Origin of the sequence: Auritidibacter sp. NML130574 (genome assembly GCF_003185725.2) — a bacterium.
GTDB classification, from domain to species: Bacteria; Actinomycetota; Actinomycetes; order Actinomycetales; family Micrococcaceae; genus Auritidibacter; species Auritidibacter ignavus.
The window spans coordinates 2484368-2499355 of the sequence record NZ_CP031746.1; the positions used below are offsets into that span (position 1 = coordinate 2484368).

12 protein-coding genes are annotated in these 14988 nt (G+C 61.4%); 8 read left to right on the forward strand and 4 right to left on the reverse strand.

What is annotated here, in order from left to right:
- Positions 1 to 40: 40 nt before the first annotated feature.
- On the reverse strand, positions 41 to 1579 hold the full coding sequence (gene putP / locus DCC27_RS11280; RefSeq protein ID WP_110110615.1) for a sodium/proline symporter PutP: 1539 nt from the start codon (positions 1577 to 1579) through the stop codon (positions 41 to 43).
- 220 nt (positions 1580 to 1799) lie between these two features.
- On the opposite strand from putP, the gene DCC27_RS11285 reads away from it, so the two are divergent.
- The 5 genes from DCC27_RS11285 to DCC27_RS11300 all read left to right on the forward strand — a co-directional run bounded on the left by DCC27_RS11285 (position 1800) and on the right by DCC27_RS11300 (position 4778).
- Complete coding sequence (locus DCC27_RS11285) at positions 1800 to 2495, forward strand: XRE family transcriptional regulator (RefSeq protein ID WP_233491934.1); 696 nt, start codon at positions 1800 to 1802, stop codon at positions 2493 to 2495.
- 157 nt (positions 2496 to 2652) lie between these two features.
- Positions 2653 to 3090 carry a pyrimidine dimer DNA glycosylase/endonuclease V gene (locus DCC27_RS11290; protein ID WP_110098106.1) on the forward strand — a complete coding sequence of 146 codons (438 nt, stop codon included), beginning with the start codon at positions 2653 to 2655 and terminating at the stop codon, positions 3088 to 3090.
- Positions 3091 to 3147: 57 nt separating this feature from the next.
- Positions 3148 to 3588, forward strand: a complete 441-nt coding sequence (locus DCC27_RS11295) for an acyl-CoA thioesterase (RefSeq protein WP_110100751.1) — start codon at positions 3148 to 3150, stop codon at positions 3586 to 3588.
- Positions 3589 to 3760: 172 nt separating this feature from the next.
- Positions 3761 to 3973 carry a divalent metal cation transporter gene (locus tag DCC27_RS12590; RefSeq protein WP_246840097.1) on the forward strand — a complete coding sequence of 71 codons (213 nt, stop codon included), beginning with the start codon at positions 3761 to 3763 and terminating at the stop codon, positions 3971 to 3973.
- On the forward strand, positions 3915 to 4778 hold the full coding sequence (locus DCC27_RS11300; RefSeq protein WP_246840098.1) for an Nramp family divalent metal transporter: 864 nt from the start codon (positions 3915 to 3917) through the stop codon (positions 4776 to 4778). Before DCC27_RS12590 ends, DCC27_RS11300 begins: the two co-directional genes overlap by 59 nt.
- Here DCC27_RS11300 and DCC27_RS11305 read toward each other — a convergent pair.
- The 3 genes from DCC27_RS11305 to DCC27_RS11315 all read right to left on the reverse strand — a co-directional run bounded on the left by DCC27_RS11305 (position 4775) and on the right by DCC27_RS11315 (position 8697).
- On the reverse strand, positions 4775 to 5959 hold the full coding sequence (locus DCC27_RS11305; protein WP_110110616.1) for a siderophore-interacting protein: 1185 nt from the start codon (positions 5957 to 5959) through the stop codon (positions 4775 to 4777). The two genes, DCC27_RS11300 and DCC27_RS11305, sit on opposite strands and share 4 nt — an antisense overlap.
- 122 nt (positions 5960 to 6081) lie before the next feature.
- The gene (locus DCC27_RS11310) at positions 6082 to 7530 is read right to left on the reverse strand and encodes an MFS transporter (RefSeq protein WP_110110617.1); all 1449 of its coding nucleotides are present in this window, start codon (positions 7528 to 7530) and stop codon (positions 6082 to 6084) included.
- Between the two features lie 54 nt (positions 7531 to 7584).
- A complete protein-coding gene (locus DCC27_RS11315) occupies positions 7585 to 8697 on the reverse strand; it encodes an agmatine/peptidylarginine deiminase (protein WP_110098101.1) in 1113 nt (370 codons plus the stop codon).
- Between the two features lie 294 nt (positions 8698 to 8991).
- Here DCC27_RS11315 and DCC27_RS11320 point away from each other — a divergent pair, with 294 nt between their 5' ends.
- The 3 genes from DCC27_RS11320 (at position 8992) to DCC27_RS11330 (ending at position 14786) form a co-directional block, all read left to right on the forward strand.
- A complete protein-coding gene (locus tag DCC27_RS11320) occupies positions 8992 to 9957 on the forward strand; it encodes a DMT family transporter (protein WP_110098100.1) in 966 nt (321 codons plus the stop codon).
- 82 nt (positions 9958 to 10039) lie between these two features.
- On the forward strand, positions 10040 to 13444 hold the full coding sequence (locus tag DCC27_RS11325; protein ID WP_110110618.1) for an aldehyde dehydrogenase family protein: 3405 nt from the start codon (positions 10040 to 10042) through the stop codon (positions 13442 to 13444).
- 133 nt (positions 13445 to 13577) lie between these two features.
- Positions 13578 to 14786 (forward strand): M23 family metallopeptidase, encoded by a 1209-nt coding sequence (locus tag DCC27_RS11330; protein ID WP_148707539.1) that lies wholly within the window; start codon positions 13578 to 13580, stop codon positions 14784 to 14786.
- Positions 14787 to 14988: the final 202 nt, after the last annotated feature.

A 14988-nucleotide genomic window follows, 5' to 3' on the forward strand; every position in this document is an offset into this window, starting at 1 on the left:
TTGCAAAAACCGGGCCGGAGCAACGGGGCGATGAATCGCGTTAGGCGTTGGCCGTGACTTTCTCGGAGGCCATCAGCTCATCGAAGGCCTTCCGGTTCTTGGCCAAGTAGGCCGCGCGCTCAAATTCCTGCTCCACCTCGGGGTTGGGCTTGTAGGTTACTGCTGAGACAATCAGGGTCACCAGTAGCGACAGAATGAAGCCCGGTACGATCTCGTAGAGGTCGAAGATGCCACCGGTCAGTTCCGCCCAGACGAACACGACAACCGCGCCGACGACCATACCCGACAGCGCGCCCCAGTTGGTCAGCTTCCGGTAGTAGAGGCTGAGCAACACGAGCGGGCCAAAGGCAGCCCCGAAGCCAGCCCATGCGAAGCCCACCAGTTCCAGAATCGTACCGTTGGGATTCAGCGCCAGCAGGCCAGCAATAATGGCCACCACCAGCACCGCGCCACGGCCCATCAGTACCAGTCTGCGGTCGCTGGGTGGATCCTTGCGGACCACCTTGTAAATGTCCTCGACCAGAGCCGACGAGCACACGATCAGCTGTGAGGAGAAGGTCGACATAATCGCAGCCAGCACGGCGGCCAACACGAAACCGGCGAACAGCGGGTGCAGCAGTGCCTGGGACATCAGCAGCACGATGGTCTCGGGATCGGCCAAATCAACATTGTTTTGGTGTACCCAGGCCACACCGATGAGTCCGGCGAAAACGGTTCCGGCCATGGAGATGGCCTGCCAGGCCAGCCCCACCCGACGGGCCTGCTTAGCATCCGAGGGTGCACGCAGCGCCATGAAGCGCACCACAATGTGTGGCTGTCCGAAATAGCCCAGGCCCCAGCCAATACCGGAGGCAATCACGATGATGGAGGCAGTGGTCAGTCCACCACCGCTGAAGCTCAGGTGGTTGGGCTCCAGCGTATTGATCAGTGAAACGGCTTCGCCCCAGCCGCCCACAGAGATCACCGCAAAGATGGGGACAATGATCAAAGCAATAAACATCATCAGGCCCTGGACCACATCGGTCAACGAGGCACCGAGGAAGCCACCGAAGAGCGTGTAGAGCAACGTGATGGCAGCGACGATGAGCATACCGGTCAGGTAGTCAGCCTCGAAGGACGACTCGAAGAAGACACCGCCAGCGACCATTCCCGAGGAGACGTAGAGCGTGAAGAAGACCAACACAATGACCGAGGAAACAATTCGAAGCACGCGGGAGGAGTCGCGGGTGCGGTTTTCGAAGAAGCTCGGTAGCGTGATGGAATTGCGGGAAACCTGAGAGTAGGCGCGCAAACGTGGAGCAATGATGAGCCAGTTGACGAATGCGCCGATGGTCAGACCGATCGCGGTCCAGGCCTCAATGAGTCCGGCAACGTAAATGGCGCCGGGCAAACCCATGATCAGCCAGCCCGACATATCGGAGGCACCGGCCGACAGCGCAGCCACCCAGCCGGGTAGTCCCCGGTTGGCCAGCATGTAGCCTTCGTGGTCGCTGGTCCGCAGATAGGCCGCAACTCCGATGCCGATCAGCACTAAGAAGTAGATGCCTATCGCAAGGTAAATGAAAAATTGATCGTTCATTGATAAAGATCCAAGAGGTAAGTGATGGTCGTTAATGGACAACTCGGGGCGAGTCAACCCCGCCCCGAGCACCCGGTTAAGTATAGGGGTGGTGGGTGGCTGTGGCTACTACGCTCGAGAACTGTTCCCCCCTGGTCTTGCTGCGAACCGCTAAGATGAAAACCATGCCATGGTGGTGAAGGCCACTGTAATCATCACAGGATGAAGATAGAGGGCTTGAGTGAGTTTCGAATCCGACCTGTCCCCGGAGATGTTAAAACCGACCCAGAGTCCGGATAACCGACCCGATGCTCGTGGACCAAAGACGCTGGAGCAGGCGATCGCCGAATCGACGCGACAAATGCGTAAAGCCCGTCGTCTCACATTGGCGGAACTGGCTGGGCGGGTTGGTATCTCACGTCAAATGCTGTCGAAAATCGAGAACGCGCAGACCTCGGCCTCCTTGGCTACGGTGGATGCGCTGGCTCAGGGGCTGGAAGTTCCTGTGACCAGCTTGTTTCGGGGTGCTGACTATGAAACCCAGGCAGTCTTTGTCAAAAATGGAGGCGGACAAGAAACCATTCGACGCGGCTCCCACTTGGGCCATCTCTACCATTTGCTGGGGAAATTAACCGGTCACCACAGCAACCTCGAGCCACTGCTGGTCACGCTGACTGAGGACTCGGAGACTGTTCCGCTGTTCCAGCACGCCGGAACCGAGTTCGTCTATGTACTCGAAGGAGAGATGGAGTACCAGCACCAAGAAACCACCTACCACATGCAGGTCGGCGACAGCATCACCTTCGATGGTGAAGGAATCCATGGGGCGACGAAGATTCTGCAGGCACCGGTCAGGTTCCTGTCGATTTTCGTCTCCGATGAAAAGGTCCTGCACAGCTTTGAGCCCGAGGAAGGCTCTGCTACGGAAGAGCAGTAGTTCTCCGTCGGGTTTGGAGGGGAGCGGAGCAACAGGCGCGGAGTTAAAGCGCGTGGACCCCAACTTCTGCGGTGTCCTGGTGTAGTTCCTGAGACCTGCGTCGTCGGGGGTGGGGTCGGTGCAGGAGAAAGACGATCATGGGAGGAAGGAGAGGTCCGTGAGGTTGTGGTCACTACATCCGCACCATCTCGATGCCAAGGGTCTTGTCGCGTGTTGGCGCGAAGCATTGCTGGCGCAGAAGGTGCTTGCCGGCGGAACAGTCGGCTACCGCAACCATCCACAGTTGGTGCGCTTTTGGGAACAACAGTCCCCATTGGTAGCGATCGGGGCCTACCTCACCGGAGTACATGACCAGGCCACCGACCGCGGATATCGCTTCAACCGAGGGTTAATCCAGCGTCCCGTCTCCGATTGGTCTTCGGTAGTTCCGATCACTGTCACCGACGGGCAGGTGGACTACGAGTGGAACCATCTAGGCACTAAACTTGCCGCGCGTTCGTCCGCCGACTACCGGCGCTGGCAGTCCGAATCTGCCGAAGTTCACCCGGTGTTTCGCGTCGTTCCCGGTGAGGTCGCTGACTGGGAAAAGATGTGAAAAACCTCGCAGGGTACCACCCCGTTAGGTCTCCGGGTCGGCTTCTAGACTGGGGATATGACCCACGATCCCAACACACCCGATTCCGCTGTCACCGGCTCAGGATTCGACTTCCACACCCGGAAATGGGTTAAGCCAGAAGATCTCAATGCCCACGGCACCCTCTTCGGTGGCGCCCTGGTGCGTTGGATCGACGAAGAAGCCGCCATCTACGCGATTTCGCAGATGGGCAATAAACGTGTGGTGACCAAATTGATCTCCGACATTAACTTCATCTCCTCGGCCGTGCAGGGTGACCTCATTGAGCTCGGGCTGAATGTCACCGGGTTTGGGCGCACCTCGATGAGCCTGTCTGCCGAAGTTCGGAATATCGAGACCCGGACCTTGATTCTGTCGGTCGACCAGATGGTGTTCGTGGCATTGGGAGAAGACGGCCGGCCCGCTCCGCATGGCTATACCGAGATCGCCGACGATCACGACCGTATTCCTACCCGATAACCCCGTGTGAGCTCGCCAACTTGTGCGTGAGGTGCATCACTGTCTAGAGTTACGCAGGTCTCAATAATTTATACCTGCGGAAGGTAGGGCCTGATGCACAACGAGCAGAGCGCACCGTCGCCAGAAAAGAAACCTCGTCGCCGAAGTTGGTTTGGTCCCGGTCTGTTGATCAGTGCCTCCTTTATCGGCCCGCTTGGGCGTGATGACCAATAAAGGTCTTGCCGAAATCATGCGCGAGACCTTTACCCATCCGCTGAGCAAGACCTTCATGATCGTGTTGGTCGTGGCGGCGATCGGTGTGGGTGGGGCAGCTGATTCCGCTCCCGATGCCGGTCTTGGCGGCCATTGTCGGTGGCATCTTGCTCCTGTTGTTGCTGACCGGTAGCTACAAGGTAGTTGAGCGGGTGATGACCGTGCTGGTGATCATCATGGCACTGGTCTTTTTCCTCACCGTGATCGTGGTGCGCCCAGACTTTGGGGCCTTCCTGTCGGGCGTTTTCGCACCCAGCTTGCCGGCCGGATCCGCGCTGACCGCTATTGCCTTGATCGGTACCACTGTGGTGCCTTATAACGTCTTCCTCCACTCCTCACTGGTCCAGGAAAAGTGGGGTCATGAACCCGACCGTGAGCAGTCGCTGAAAGAAGCCAAAGTTGATAACGCCGTGTCGATCTCGATTGGTGGTTTGATCACCTTGGCCGTGCTGGCCACCTCGGCCGGAACGCTGTTCGTGCACGGTATCAGCGCCCAATCAGCTGCCGATATGGCCACCCAGCTTGAGCCCCTCCTCGGGCCGGCTGCCCACTGGGTATTTGTCGTTGGGCTCTTCGCTGCCGGTTTGACCTCCGCGCTGGCCGGGCCACTGGGTGCTGCCTACGCGATTTGCGGGATTGTCGGCTGGAAAGCCGACATGAGCTCCTGGCCCTTCCGGCTGATCGCGCTGGGCGTGGTCGTGATCGGCATCATCATTGCAGTCACCGGGGTCAATCCGGTGACGGTGATTGTTGTGGCCCAAGCTGCCAATGGGCTGATCTTGCCGATTATCGCCGGCTTCTTGCTCTACACCATGAATAAGGCCCGCGCATTGGGCACTCACCGTAATGGTGTGGTCGCCAACATCCTGGGCTTTGTTACCTTGCTGGTGGTCACCGGATTGGCGATCTACCAGCTGGCGGATCTGTTTGTTGGCTAGTTGCCACTGACCGCGTGGTCGTCCCCGGCAGCATCCGACGGATCGGCCTGCTGAACCTCAGTCGGATCCTGACCGCGTTGATCTGCCCGCAACGCCTCGATCAGCTGTGCCTTATTCAGTGCTGAGCGTTGCGGCAGGTCACGCTGTTGGGCGTAGACATAGAGCTCCGCCTTGGACAGCCTGGAGTAGTCGGCGACCAGCCGGTAAGGCGGTTCGCCCTTGGCCTTCCAGTATCCGTGCACGTAGCTGTCGGCCTTGGACAGCTCCCAGCCGGAGCGGATGAACTCCCGCAACGGCCGCACCAGTGAGGATTCACCGACCAACCAGCCGAACACGTAGCCCTGCGGGCGGGGTAGCGAAGTGACCTTATCGACCAGCTCGTTGAGCGCCTCATTATTTTCGGGTGCTTCTAGCGCCTCGTCCGGGCGTGCCGGGTAGGCCCAGGTGATGGAGAAACCGGCCGGCAAATCCAGTTCGAACACTGCATCCGGGCCACTGGTGAGCACAAACAGCGCGCCCTGGGCGTTGGGCGGGAGCACATCGATCCAGCGCAAGGTGGAGCCCAGCCCGGAGTCATCGGTGATCATCAGGTAGAAGTCGTAGTCGTTGGAGATCTTCAGCCCGGACTTCACACCCTGAATCCACACGGTGTCGCCGGGCTGGAGGTCCTCGGCCCATTCGGTACCCGGCCCACGTTGGTGGCGGGTGACGTAGAGCTCGATCGCGCCGGTCTCGGGCCAAAACCGTCGCACACTGTACTTGCGGGAGGCCGGCTTGGCCTCATCCCAGAACGGCAAGACGCCCTTGTCGGTTTCCCGCACCGTGCTGGGGGTCTTGACGCTTCCGTCCACGTCATGGGGTGGGATGAGAACGCGCACGTACTCTTCGACGAGATCTTCACTGACCGGCCGGATGTTGTCGGTTGCTGGGGTCAGCACCACGGAGATGAGGGTCGCCGAGATCGGGGTGATAGATTCAGCGCGCATCTGGTGGTGGCGTTGTGGGATCTTGACCTTGGCCTGTGCACGGGGACGCTGTGCCAACTGCTGTGAGGTCTCCTCAGCGTGTGCGAGCTGGTCTTTCAGCTCGCGCTGGGATTCTTTGGTGGCTTTCTTCTGTTGTTTCAGCTCGCGTTCGGCAGCCTTGAGTTTTTTCTTCAGGTCTTTCTTCTTCGAGCTCACAGCGATCTCCGAGGACAATCACGGCATGCACGCATGCCCCAGCGGTTCAGCATTTTTAGGCTACGTCGTGCGGTGGACAGACTCCAAAAAATGTGAGCGAGACCGCCTGTCAGCTCGGCGTGCTACCGGGGTGAGGGGCTGTCGTCGGCCGGGGCTCTTTCCTGCAGTGCCCGGCGATGATCGAGCAGGGCGACCATACTGGCGCCGGCCATGCAGAAGACAATCACTGCCAGGGCGGTCATAAAAGCCACGTCCCAGTTGGCTGCTGAGGAGAGCTCAAACAAGATGGTGGTGATCAGCGCAGTACCCATCGCGGTGCCAATGCGTTGGCCGGTCTGCATCACCCCGGCCGCCGCCCCAGAATTCTGGACCGGCACATCCATCAGGGTCAGGGTTTGATTGGGGGAGACCACCAGGCCTTGTCCCATCCCGCTGATGGTCAGCGCCAGCATCATCCACCACGGGCTCAGGCCCCAGACCAGGTGACCGGCGACCACACCGGCAGTGAGTGCCATCGAGACCATGACAATCCCCATCCCGATCGCGACCAGTTTGCGGCCGACGTTCAACACGAGTTTGCCACCCAGCTGTGCCGAGAAGGCGCCGATCAGTGCCGACGGCAGACCGATCAGTGAGGCAGCCAGCGCGGAGAAATCCATCCCGGCCTGCAGGTACATCGCCACGCTGACGAAGATCGAGGTGGAGCCGGTGAAGTACAGTCCGATCAGTAACGCGCCGTTGCGATAGCCACGGATGCGAAACAGGTCGAGGTTGACCATCGGGTCATGGCCGGCCCGGCGGTAATGGTGTTCCCAACCCAGCCAGCCGATGAAGGCCAGCAGACCGGCGACGAGGATCAGCACCACCCACCAGCCTTCGGTGAGTTCGATGAAGGCCAACATGATCAACAACACCGCAACTGCCAGGGTGATCATCCCGACCGGGTCAAGGTCGGGGTGGGCGCGTGGGGCGACATCTGCGGTGCTGCCGGGCCGCTGCCAGGCCGAGGCGGGAAACCACCAGCGGGCAAAGATCACGGCAAAGATGGCGATAGGGACATTGACGAGGAAGTTCCAGCGCCAGCCCCATTCGGGTCCGGCCAGGCTGATCAGGGTGCCGCCCAGGACCGGGCCAATGGCCACCGAGACCGAGATCAGACTGCCGGAGATCGCAAAAGCTCGGGCGCGTTGTTGGCCACGGAAGTATTGCTGAATAAAGCCCATGGTTTGGGGGTTGAGCAGACCGGAGCCGATTCCGGTGAGCACGCGGGCGGCGTCTAGCACCAGCCCGGTCGGTGCTAGGGCCGAGAGCAGAGAGCCGACGCCGAACAGAAAGACTCCGGCGACGAAGAGTTTGCCCCGTCCGTAGATGTCTCCGGCCCGTCCGCCGGCGACCAGGGTGATACCAAAGGCCAGCGTGTAGCCGGAGAGTACCCACTGAATCTGGGAGGTGGTGGCATCCAGGGTGGTCGACAGGGAAGGGAGAACGACGTTGATGCTGGAGACCGCCAGCAGAGACATAAACATTGGCACCATCACCACCGCCAGAAGTTGTTTCTGGGTGGTCGTCATTGAGGGTGCTGAGGACACGGTATTGCTCAGGATTCCGGGGACGGGGCTCGACGGTTAGCGCACGGTCTGGGCGATGCCGGGCCGAGGCTGGGGGAGGGTGATGGCACGCAGGCTGGCCCGTCGGTCGAAGAGCTCTTGGGCCATGATCGGGGTCAGCGCCCGCTCGGGGAACAGCTCACCGAGGATCTCGAAGGCTTCGTGGTCGGCAGGGTCGATGAAACGCGGAACCAGCAAGAGCTCGTTGAGCACCCGGAAATCCAAGTAGGACCAGTTCACCGGCCCCAGGGCGTCCGAATGGGTCTGTGGAGCCGAGATGGGGATAATCGAGAGCCGACGGCCGGAGGCATCAGTTTGCTGGGACAGCAGGGCCTCGGTCTCTGCACTGATGCGGTGGTCGGGATGGGAGGGGTCGTTTTGCTGGTGCAACACCACGGTGCCGGGCTCAATGAAGTTCACCAGGTGGTCAATATGTCCGCCGGTACGCCCCCGGCCAGAACCGCGGGTGAGGCCCTGCGGGATCCACATGACTTTGTTGATCCCGGCCAGCCGGTGCAATTCGCGTTCTACGGTGTCGTGATTCCAACCGGGGTTACGTCGCTGGTCGGTGAGCAGTTGTTCGGAGGCGATGGCGGTACCTGCGCCATCACTAACCCAGGAGCCACCTTCGGCGACCATTAGCGACAGCTGACGGGGGAAGTTCTTCCCGCTGCGTCCAAGTTTTTCGGCCATGGTGCCCGGAGCAATATCATCGAGCCGGTATTCCACCCCGGGGGCGCGACCGAAGCCGTTGAAGGTCCAGTCAATCATGGTGACCCGTTTGCGTCCGGGACGTCCGGACCGGCGCGGAGTGGGGGGATCGGAGACGACAAAACTGGGGCCGGTTCGACCCAAAAGTGCGTTATTTAGTGGCACGTGCAGGCGAGGAATCTCACGCAACAGATACGTATCAACGGTCTCCCCGTCGGCGGGATCCACCAACATCGCCACCGGAACGGTGCGGTGAATTGTCTCAGCGACCCGGGACCAGAGCCGACGGGATGACGACAATTGCCAGCTGGTGGTGGCATTCAGGGAGTTCAAGGGTGGGAAAGCCATCCAGACGCGTTCAACCGGATCTGATTCAGGAACAAGTTCCCACGCGCTTGTACGCTGCGCGGACTGCATCATCACCCACCTTGTCGCCGTCGAAAAATGGCCCGATGTCCACCATCATACGGGGTTTTATTCACACCCGTGCCGGGGCTGTTTCACGTCTCGTGACCTCGGGGCTAATCTCACGACACCCGGCCGTTCTAGACTAGCTAATCTAAGTCATCTCGGGCTACTTTCACTGCGTGTACACCTGGTGAGTGTGCAACGCTCAATCGTTGCTGATCATTCGACCTCACAGCGCGCACCAGAGATAAGGCACACCACACACAACAGAAAACACCAGAGAAGTCACAATAGAAGAGAGGAATAATGACAATACTGCTGGGCCTGCTCGTGGGATGCATTATGCCAGCACAGGCCGCCATCAACGCCAGGTTGCGCGTTGCGGTCCAATCGCCATGGGTGATGTCGACGATCTCCTTTGGCGTCGGGACAGCCGGGCTCGCGATCCTGGCATTGATTGCCGATGGCGGTATCGGATTCGATCTCGTCGGGGTAGCAACTCAACATCCGTGGTGGATCTGGCTGGGCGGTGCCTTCGGCATGGTGGGCATGACGTCTATCGTGTTGTTGATCCCGCACCTCGGGGCGATGCTCACCACGGTTTCGCTGTTGGTGGGTCAGATTCTCACCGCCGCGCTCGTTGATCACTTTCAACTCTTTAACGCACCCCACCACCGGCTGACCCCGCTGCGCGTGGTGGGAATGGTTCTGGTACTGGTTGGCGCCATCGCCACGGTATATCTGGGCAACCGGGCTAGTCTGAGGTTGCAACGCAACCTGCAACGGATGGCCGATGACGATCCGATGGCCGGTCAGAGCACCAGACAGGTGTTGCTATTGTTGGCCGGTCTGGGCATCGGGTTGCTCTACGCTTTTCAGGCCGCGGTCAACGGCACCTTGGGTGAGGTGCTGGGGTCGCCGGTGAAATCTGCGCTGATTTCTTTCACCGTCGGATTCGTCGGGTTGTTGATCTTGCTGATCATTTTGCGCCCGCGACTGCAACTCACCGACCCCACCGGCAAGGGCAACCCCTGGTGGATCTGGATCGGAGGTCTGATTGGGGCCATCTATATCTACACCACCGCGGTGCTGGTGCCGCTACTCGGTGCTGGGGCTACGATGATTCTCTTGCAAACCGGCATGTTGATCGGCTCACTGATCATCGACTCCTTCGGTCTCTTCCACGCGGCCAAGAAGCCTTTCGTGCCCGCACAACTGTTGACCTTAGTGGTGATGCTCAGCGGTGTCGCGGTCATCGAATTCGTCGGCTGAGCCGTACCGAGCGATCTTGAGGTTTGCCGAGGAGTTGTTGAGAATGAAACAAGACACACGGTGAGAAAGGGACGGTGCACAGGTGAGCCCATCACAGGATCCCATCACGGACGAGTCGGTCCAGGCCTGGGCTCAGTCCCTGGCGCAAACCACCCAACAGCCCCTGCCGACGATTCTGCAAACCTTAGCAACCGATACCGACCGCGAGGTTTTTAGCGAACTCCTCCATCGTGTGATCCGCCCCGATGACCCGGGTGAAACCGTCGACGCCATCACCGAACTGAGGTCTCGCCCACGCCAGGGGTGGCCCGAAAACGTCGAGGCGGCACTGAAAACAGCCGCCCGCTTTGCCCGGCGCGCACCCGGCTATGCTCGCAACCAGATCATCAACGTGATGGCCGAAGGACTGGATGCTGTCATTGATACCCCGCAGACCGAGCCGACCCCCGGTGCCGACCTGCAGATTATGGAAGCTAGCGTGCTCGGCCGGTCGCAGGCTGCCAAACGCGTGGAACGTCTGCGGGTGCTGCTGGACCGACCGGCGTGGGGCTCGGTTACCGTCCCGTTGGCCGAGGTCTTAGCTCCGGCCCCGCACTGGGCGTTCAAAGAAACCATCCGCGACCTGGAAACGGTGCTGGGACCACTGCTGGAGTTACTGGCCAGCACGAACCGGGCCGAGGCCTCAGAGCACCCCGACGACACCTGGGAACCGCGGGCGGTCTTCCTCAAGATCCAGTACGACTGCCAGCTCACGGTGCTCGAGCACCTGGTGCTGAACCTGTGCGAACGCCAAGAACTGCGCGGACTAGTGCTCGGCCTCGATCTGCCCACGCCCTTTGATACCACCAGCTCGACACAGCTGACCGAGCTACATCAGCGCTTCGCCACGGTTCTCCAGCGGGTCTATACCGCCACCGGCCACCGGGCAGTCATCCGGCTCAACACCGCCGACCACCGCGCGCTGAGCGGCGCCCAGCAGTCATATGTCCTCTGGTCGGCTTGGATTCAGCACGTCATGACCCCTGAGATCATGGAGCGGGCAGATCTGCGGATCCGGGTGGTCAACCCCTGGGATACCCAGCAACTGCACCGGCTGGCTGAACTCTACGACCTCGAAGCACACCTGTACCCCGGTGGATCGGTGACTACCGAGCTGATGCGAGGTGTACCCGCTGAACTAGTCGAGCACTTACAGGCCGAACACCACCGGGTACGGCGCTATGGTCTGCTGGTGTGGCAGACCGATACCCGGCTGATTATCCGGGCCCTGTACCACCGCCTCCTGCACGGTGACGTGGCTGCGGGCCTGGACCAACAGCCCTTGAACGGGCCCTATTTCGGATTCCAGACCCGGCCGGTGTACCCCCATCAGGATTCTCTGCAGCAGTTACGCGCCGGACGACAGATCCTTGCCTGCCTGCCCGACTCTCAGCTCGGGACACCATCGGTAACGGCACACACGCTGAATACGCCAGATGATGTGCGTGCCGTCGTGGATCGGGCTGTTGCAGCACAGCGACCAGATCAGCAAGATCAGCACCCCGAACCGGATGTCCTCTCCCATCTCTCGGAGCGAGTGGCTGTTGTCGATGAGCTCATCGCGACCATGGATACCCAGCGCGATCAATTGCTGGAGGTGCTATGTTCGGAAACCGGACGAACCCTGACCGACGCGGTGGAAGAATACGGTGACGCCATCGATGCGGTCCGGTGGAACCAGACCGTTGCCCAACAGTTACCCGCGCTACGCGGTGCCCGCCCTGTTGCGGCCACCCCGACCTTGCTTCTCAGTGGCCGATCCCATCCGCTGGTCGAAGTCTTCGGCGTGGTGACGGCAATCTATCTCACCGGCGGAGGCTGTGTCATCTCGCCCGACCCGCTCACGGCTCGCACCACCGCGGTGAGCGTGGACATCCTACAGCGCACCCTGGCCGAGCGTCTCGTCGATTTCGCGGTGGTCCGGGCCGGCGACGAGGACTTTTTGGGTCGAGTGCTCTGTACCGACCCGCGGTGGGCCACGGTCGTGCACTTCGGGCCCGATACCGCAGCCCACCGATTGCGGATCATGAAACCCGATATGCCCTTGATCTCCGGGTTCTCATCGAAAAACGCCATGATCATTACCCCCACCGCCGATATTGACCAGGCGGTGGCCGATGTGGTCACCTCGGCCTTCACCACCGCCGGACAGACTCCAGCGTCGTGTTCGCTCGTGGTGCTGGTTGGTTCCATGACCGGCTCCGCACGATTCAAAAACCAGCTGGTCGATGCCACCGAATCCCTCGAAATCGGATACCCTACCGATCCGCGGGTTCACCTCGGGCGACTCGTGGAACCACCGGCCACACCCCTCAACCGCGGATTGCGCGAATTAGGGCCCGGAGAATCCTGGTGGCTGGCCCCAGCCGAGCAGGACAGCACCGGTCGGCTCTACTCGCCGGGACTGCGAGCCGGAGTGCGGGTGGGCTCGGATGCCCACATCAGCGAATACCGTGGTCCGGTACTGTCAATTATGGAGGCCGACACTGTGGAAGACGCTATCGAGATCATCAACATGACTCCCTACGGTCTCAGTGCTGGCATCCACACCGCCGATGAGCACTCTCAACGGGTTTTTCGGGAGAAGATTCATGCTCCCATCCACTTCTACAACGCGCCCATCAACCGCATCCGCCCTGGAATCCTCGGGCTGACTGGGGTGAAGCACTCCGCCTCCGGGATGTTGGGGGCCCTGGGCGCCCGCTCCTGGCTCAACCAGTTCATGACGTGGCACGACGCTGCCCGCACCACCCCACAATCTCAACCCTCCGCTTTGGTCAGCGCACTGGCAGGTCTACCCACCGCGGTGCAACGCCTCTTGGCCGCGGCCGAAGCCGATGGTGTGGCTAGCGACTGGGTCAGTGAAGCAGCCCGCTCGGATGCCCGCGAGCTAAAAACACTGCTGGGCACCCACCAGGTAGCCTCCCCGGCCGGGCTCCCACGACAGCGCAGGATCATCGTCGAAGCCTGGGCCGAACCCACACCGGTGACCATCCGCTGGGAAACCGGACCGCTGCAACACCTGCTCCGCGTGGTCGCTGCAGGGTTAGCGATCGGTGCCACCATGACCGTCTCAGTGCCCCACGACCTACCCGAGCAGTTGCGCCAGCTGTTGGACCTGGATTCCACCGTGACCTACCGGTGCGAAGACGCCAGTAGCTTCCGGCGTAGCCTCCAAAAACAGCCCGCACCCGAACGGGCCACCGCCAGCGGACGTTTGATTCCCCAGATCACTGCCGAACCCCGGATTCGCCTGATTACCGATCACTCCACCCCCGAGGCCCAAGCCCACGGAAACCAGCTTGCCAGCGCAATCCTGCACGCCCGCGGTGCCGAAGCCCCGGTGACGCTGGTGCACCGTCCTGTCGTGAGTGCATCCCGGCTGGAAATGATGCCATTTGTGCACGAAAAATCGTCTCTGAGCAGTCGTGAAGTGCGGGAGAACTGACGCGACCCGCACCGCAACGGAGCAACGTTACCGGCAAGACACCTCACGTTATTCATACGCTAACCCTCGTATGTTGAGCTAGGCATCACCGGTTACTCACACCTTTGAATATTGCAACAGCGAGGTCGCCGTCGTGGAAAATGCGCCAACAACACGGGCAGAAGCCCGTCGTCAACAACGGGTAGCAGCGACGAACCGTTGGAAGCGGCCGGTAGCGGTGGTGGCCGCAACCCTCGCCTCAGCGGTGGCGATCAGCTACAGCGTAATCGCCGATCCCCCGGCCACCTCGGCCAAAGCCGACGGCGATGCTCAACGCACCGTCTCAACGATCGATACGGCTCTGCCACTGGCCTCCACCCACGTTTCGGTCGAGATGGGGGCCACTCTGGCCTCCATGCGACTGGGGCTATCTCCACTGGGCGGACCGGCCTACGATGAAGCCACCCTCAGCGCTGCCGGCATCAATATCCAGCAGGCCGGAGCCGGTGGCATCAAATCCTTACCCGGCGATATCAAACTCTCTCATCCGGTGGCCTCCACCCGCATCTCCTCACCGTTCGGCATGCGGAAGAACCCCACCGGCCCCGGCTTCCAATTCCACATCGGCCAGGACTACCCGGTGCCGTCTGGCACCCCGGTACGGGCCTCGGCGGACGGTACGGTGCGCTTCGCCGGCTGGCACCCCACCGGCGGGATGCGCGTGGAAATCGACCACGGTCACGGTGTGGCCACCGCCTACTCGCACAACTCCCAGCTGGCCGTGCGCGTCGGCGATCGGGTCTCCCGCGGCGAGCTGATCGCAGCCGCCGGGTCCACCGGAAACTCGACCGGCCCCCACGTGCACTTCGAAGTCATCGTCAACGGTCGCTGGGTCGATCCGGCCGACTACCTGCCGGCCGTGCCAAACCAGCCACGGGCGATGACCGAAGAAGAACTGCGCCGACTCTACGAGGTGGACGAACCCACTGAGTCCGCCTCCCCGTCGGAGGAACCCAGCGAGTCCGCCTCCCCATCGGAATCCGCTTCACCGTCACCGAGCGCCGCACCGAGTTCGACCCCCCGGGAGTCTCGCTCTTCTGCACCGTCTCGGTCCTCCGCACCCTCGCGCGGATCCTCGCGTTCACAGGCACCGTCTCGGACGCAGGCCCCCTCGCGCTCGCAATCGCCGAGCCGACCACAGAGCACCCCGAGTCGTTCGTCCTCGGCCCCGTCTCCCCGGCCCTCCCGGTCGACCCCGACATCCCGGCCCACCACCCCGCCCGCCGAGCGCCCCACGCCCACGCAACCGACGGAAACGAAGGCTGCCGCAGCGACCTCGGTCCCCGGCACATCGAACGACTAAAAGACCACGGGGCGATCCTCCCGGTTGCGTTTGAACTCACACCACTTTGCAACGACGGGATCTCTACGCTCTGGGCGCTGGAATCTAGGACAGCTGGCTCACCGCTGGTCCGGCTGTGCCCAGATGAGGCTGATCTTCCTCGGCTCCGAACGAGCTCTGGTGGTAGCAACCGCCGCACTCGGCTGGTGGATACCGCTGATCG

Bases quoted from the DNA above. Each gene is read 5' to 3' on its own strand.
- putP (WP_110110615.1), bottom strand. From the start codon at position 1,579: ATGAACGATCAATTTTTCATTTACCTTGCGATAGGCATCTACTTCTTA.
- DCC27_RS11295 (WP_110100751.1), top strand. From the start codon at position 3,148: ATGACCCACGATCCCAACACACCCGATTCCGCTGTCACCGGCTCAGGA.
- DCC27_RS11300 (WP_246840098.1), top strand. From the start codon at position 3,915: ATGCCGGTCTTGGCGGCCATTGTCGGTGGCATCTTGCTCCTGTTGTTG.
- DCC27_RS11310 (WP_110110617.1), bottom strand. From the start codon at position 7,530: ATGACGACCACCCAGAAACAACTTCTGGCGGTGGTGATGGTGCCAATG.
- DCC27_RS11315 (WP_110098101.1), bottom strand. From the start codon at position 8,697: ATGATGCAGTCCGCGCAGCGTACAAGCGCGTGGGAACTTGTTCCTGAA.
- DCC27_RS11320 (WP_110098100.1), top strand. From the start codon at position 8,992: ATGACAATACTGCTGGGCCTGCTCGTGGGATGCATTATGCCAGCACAG.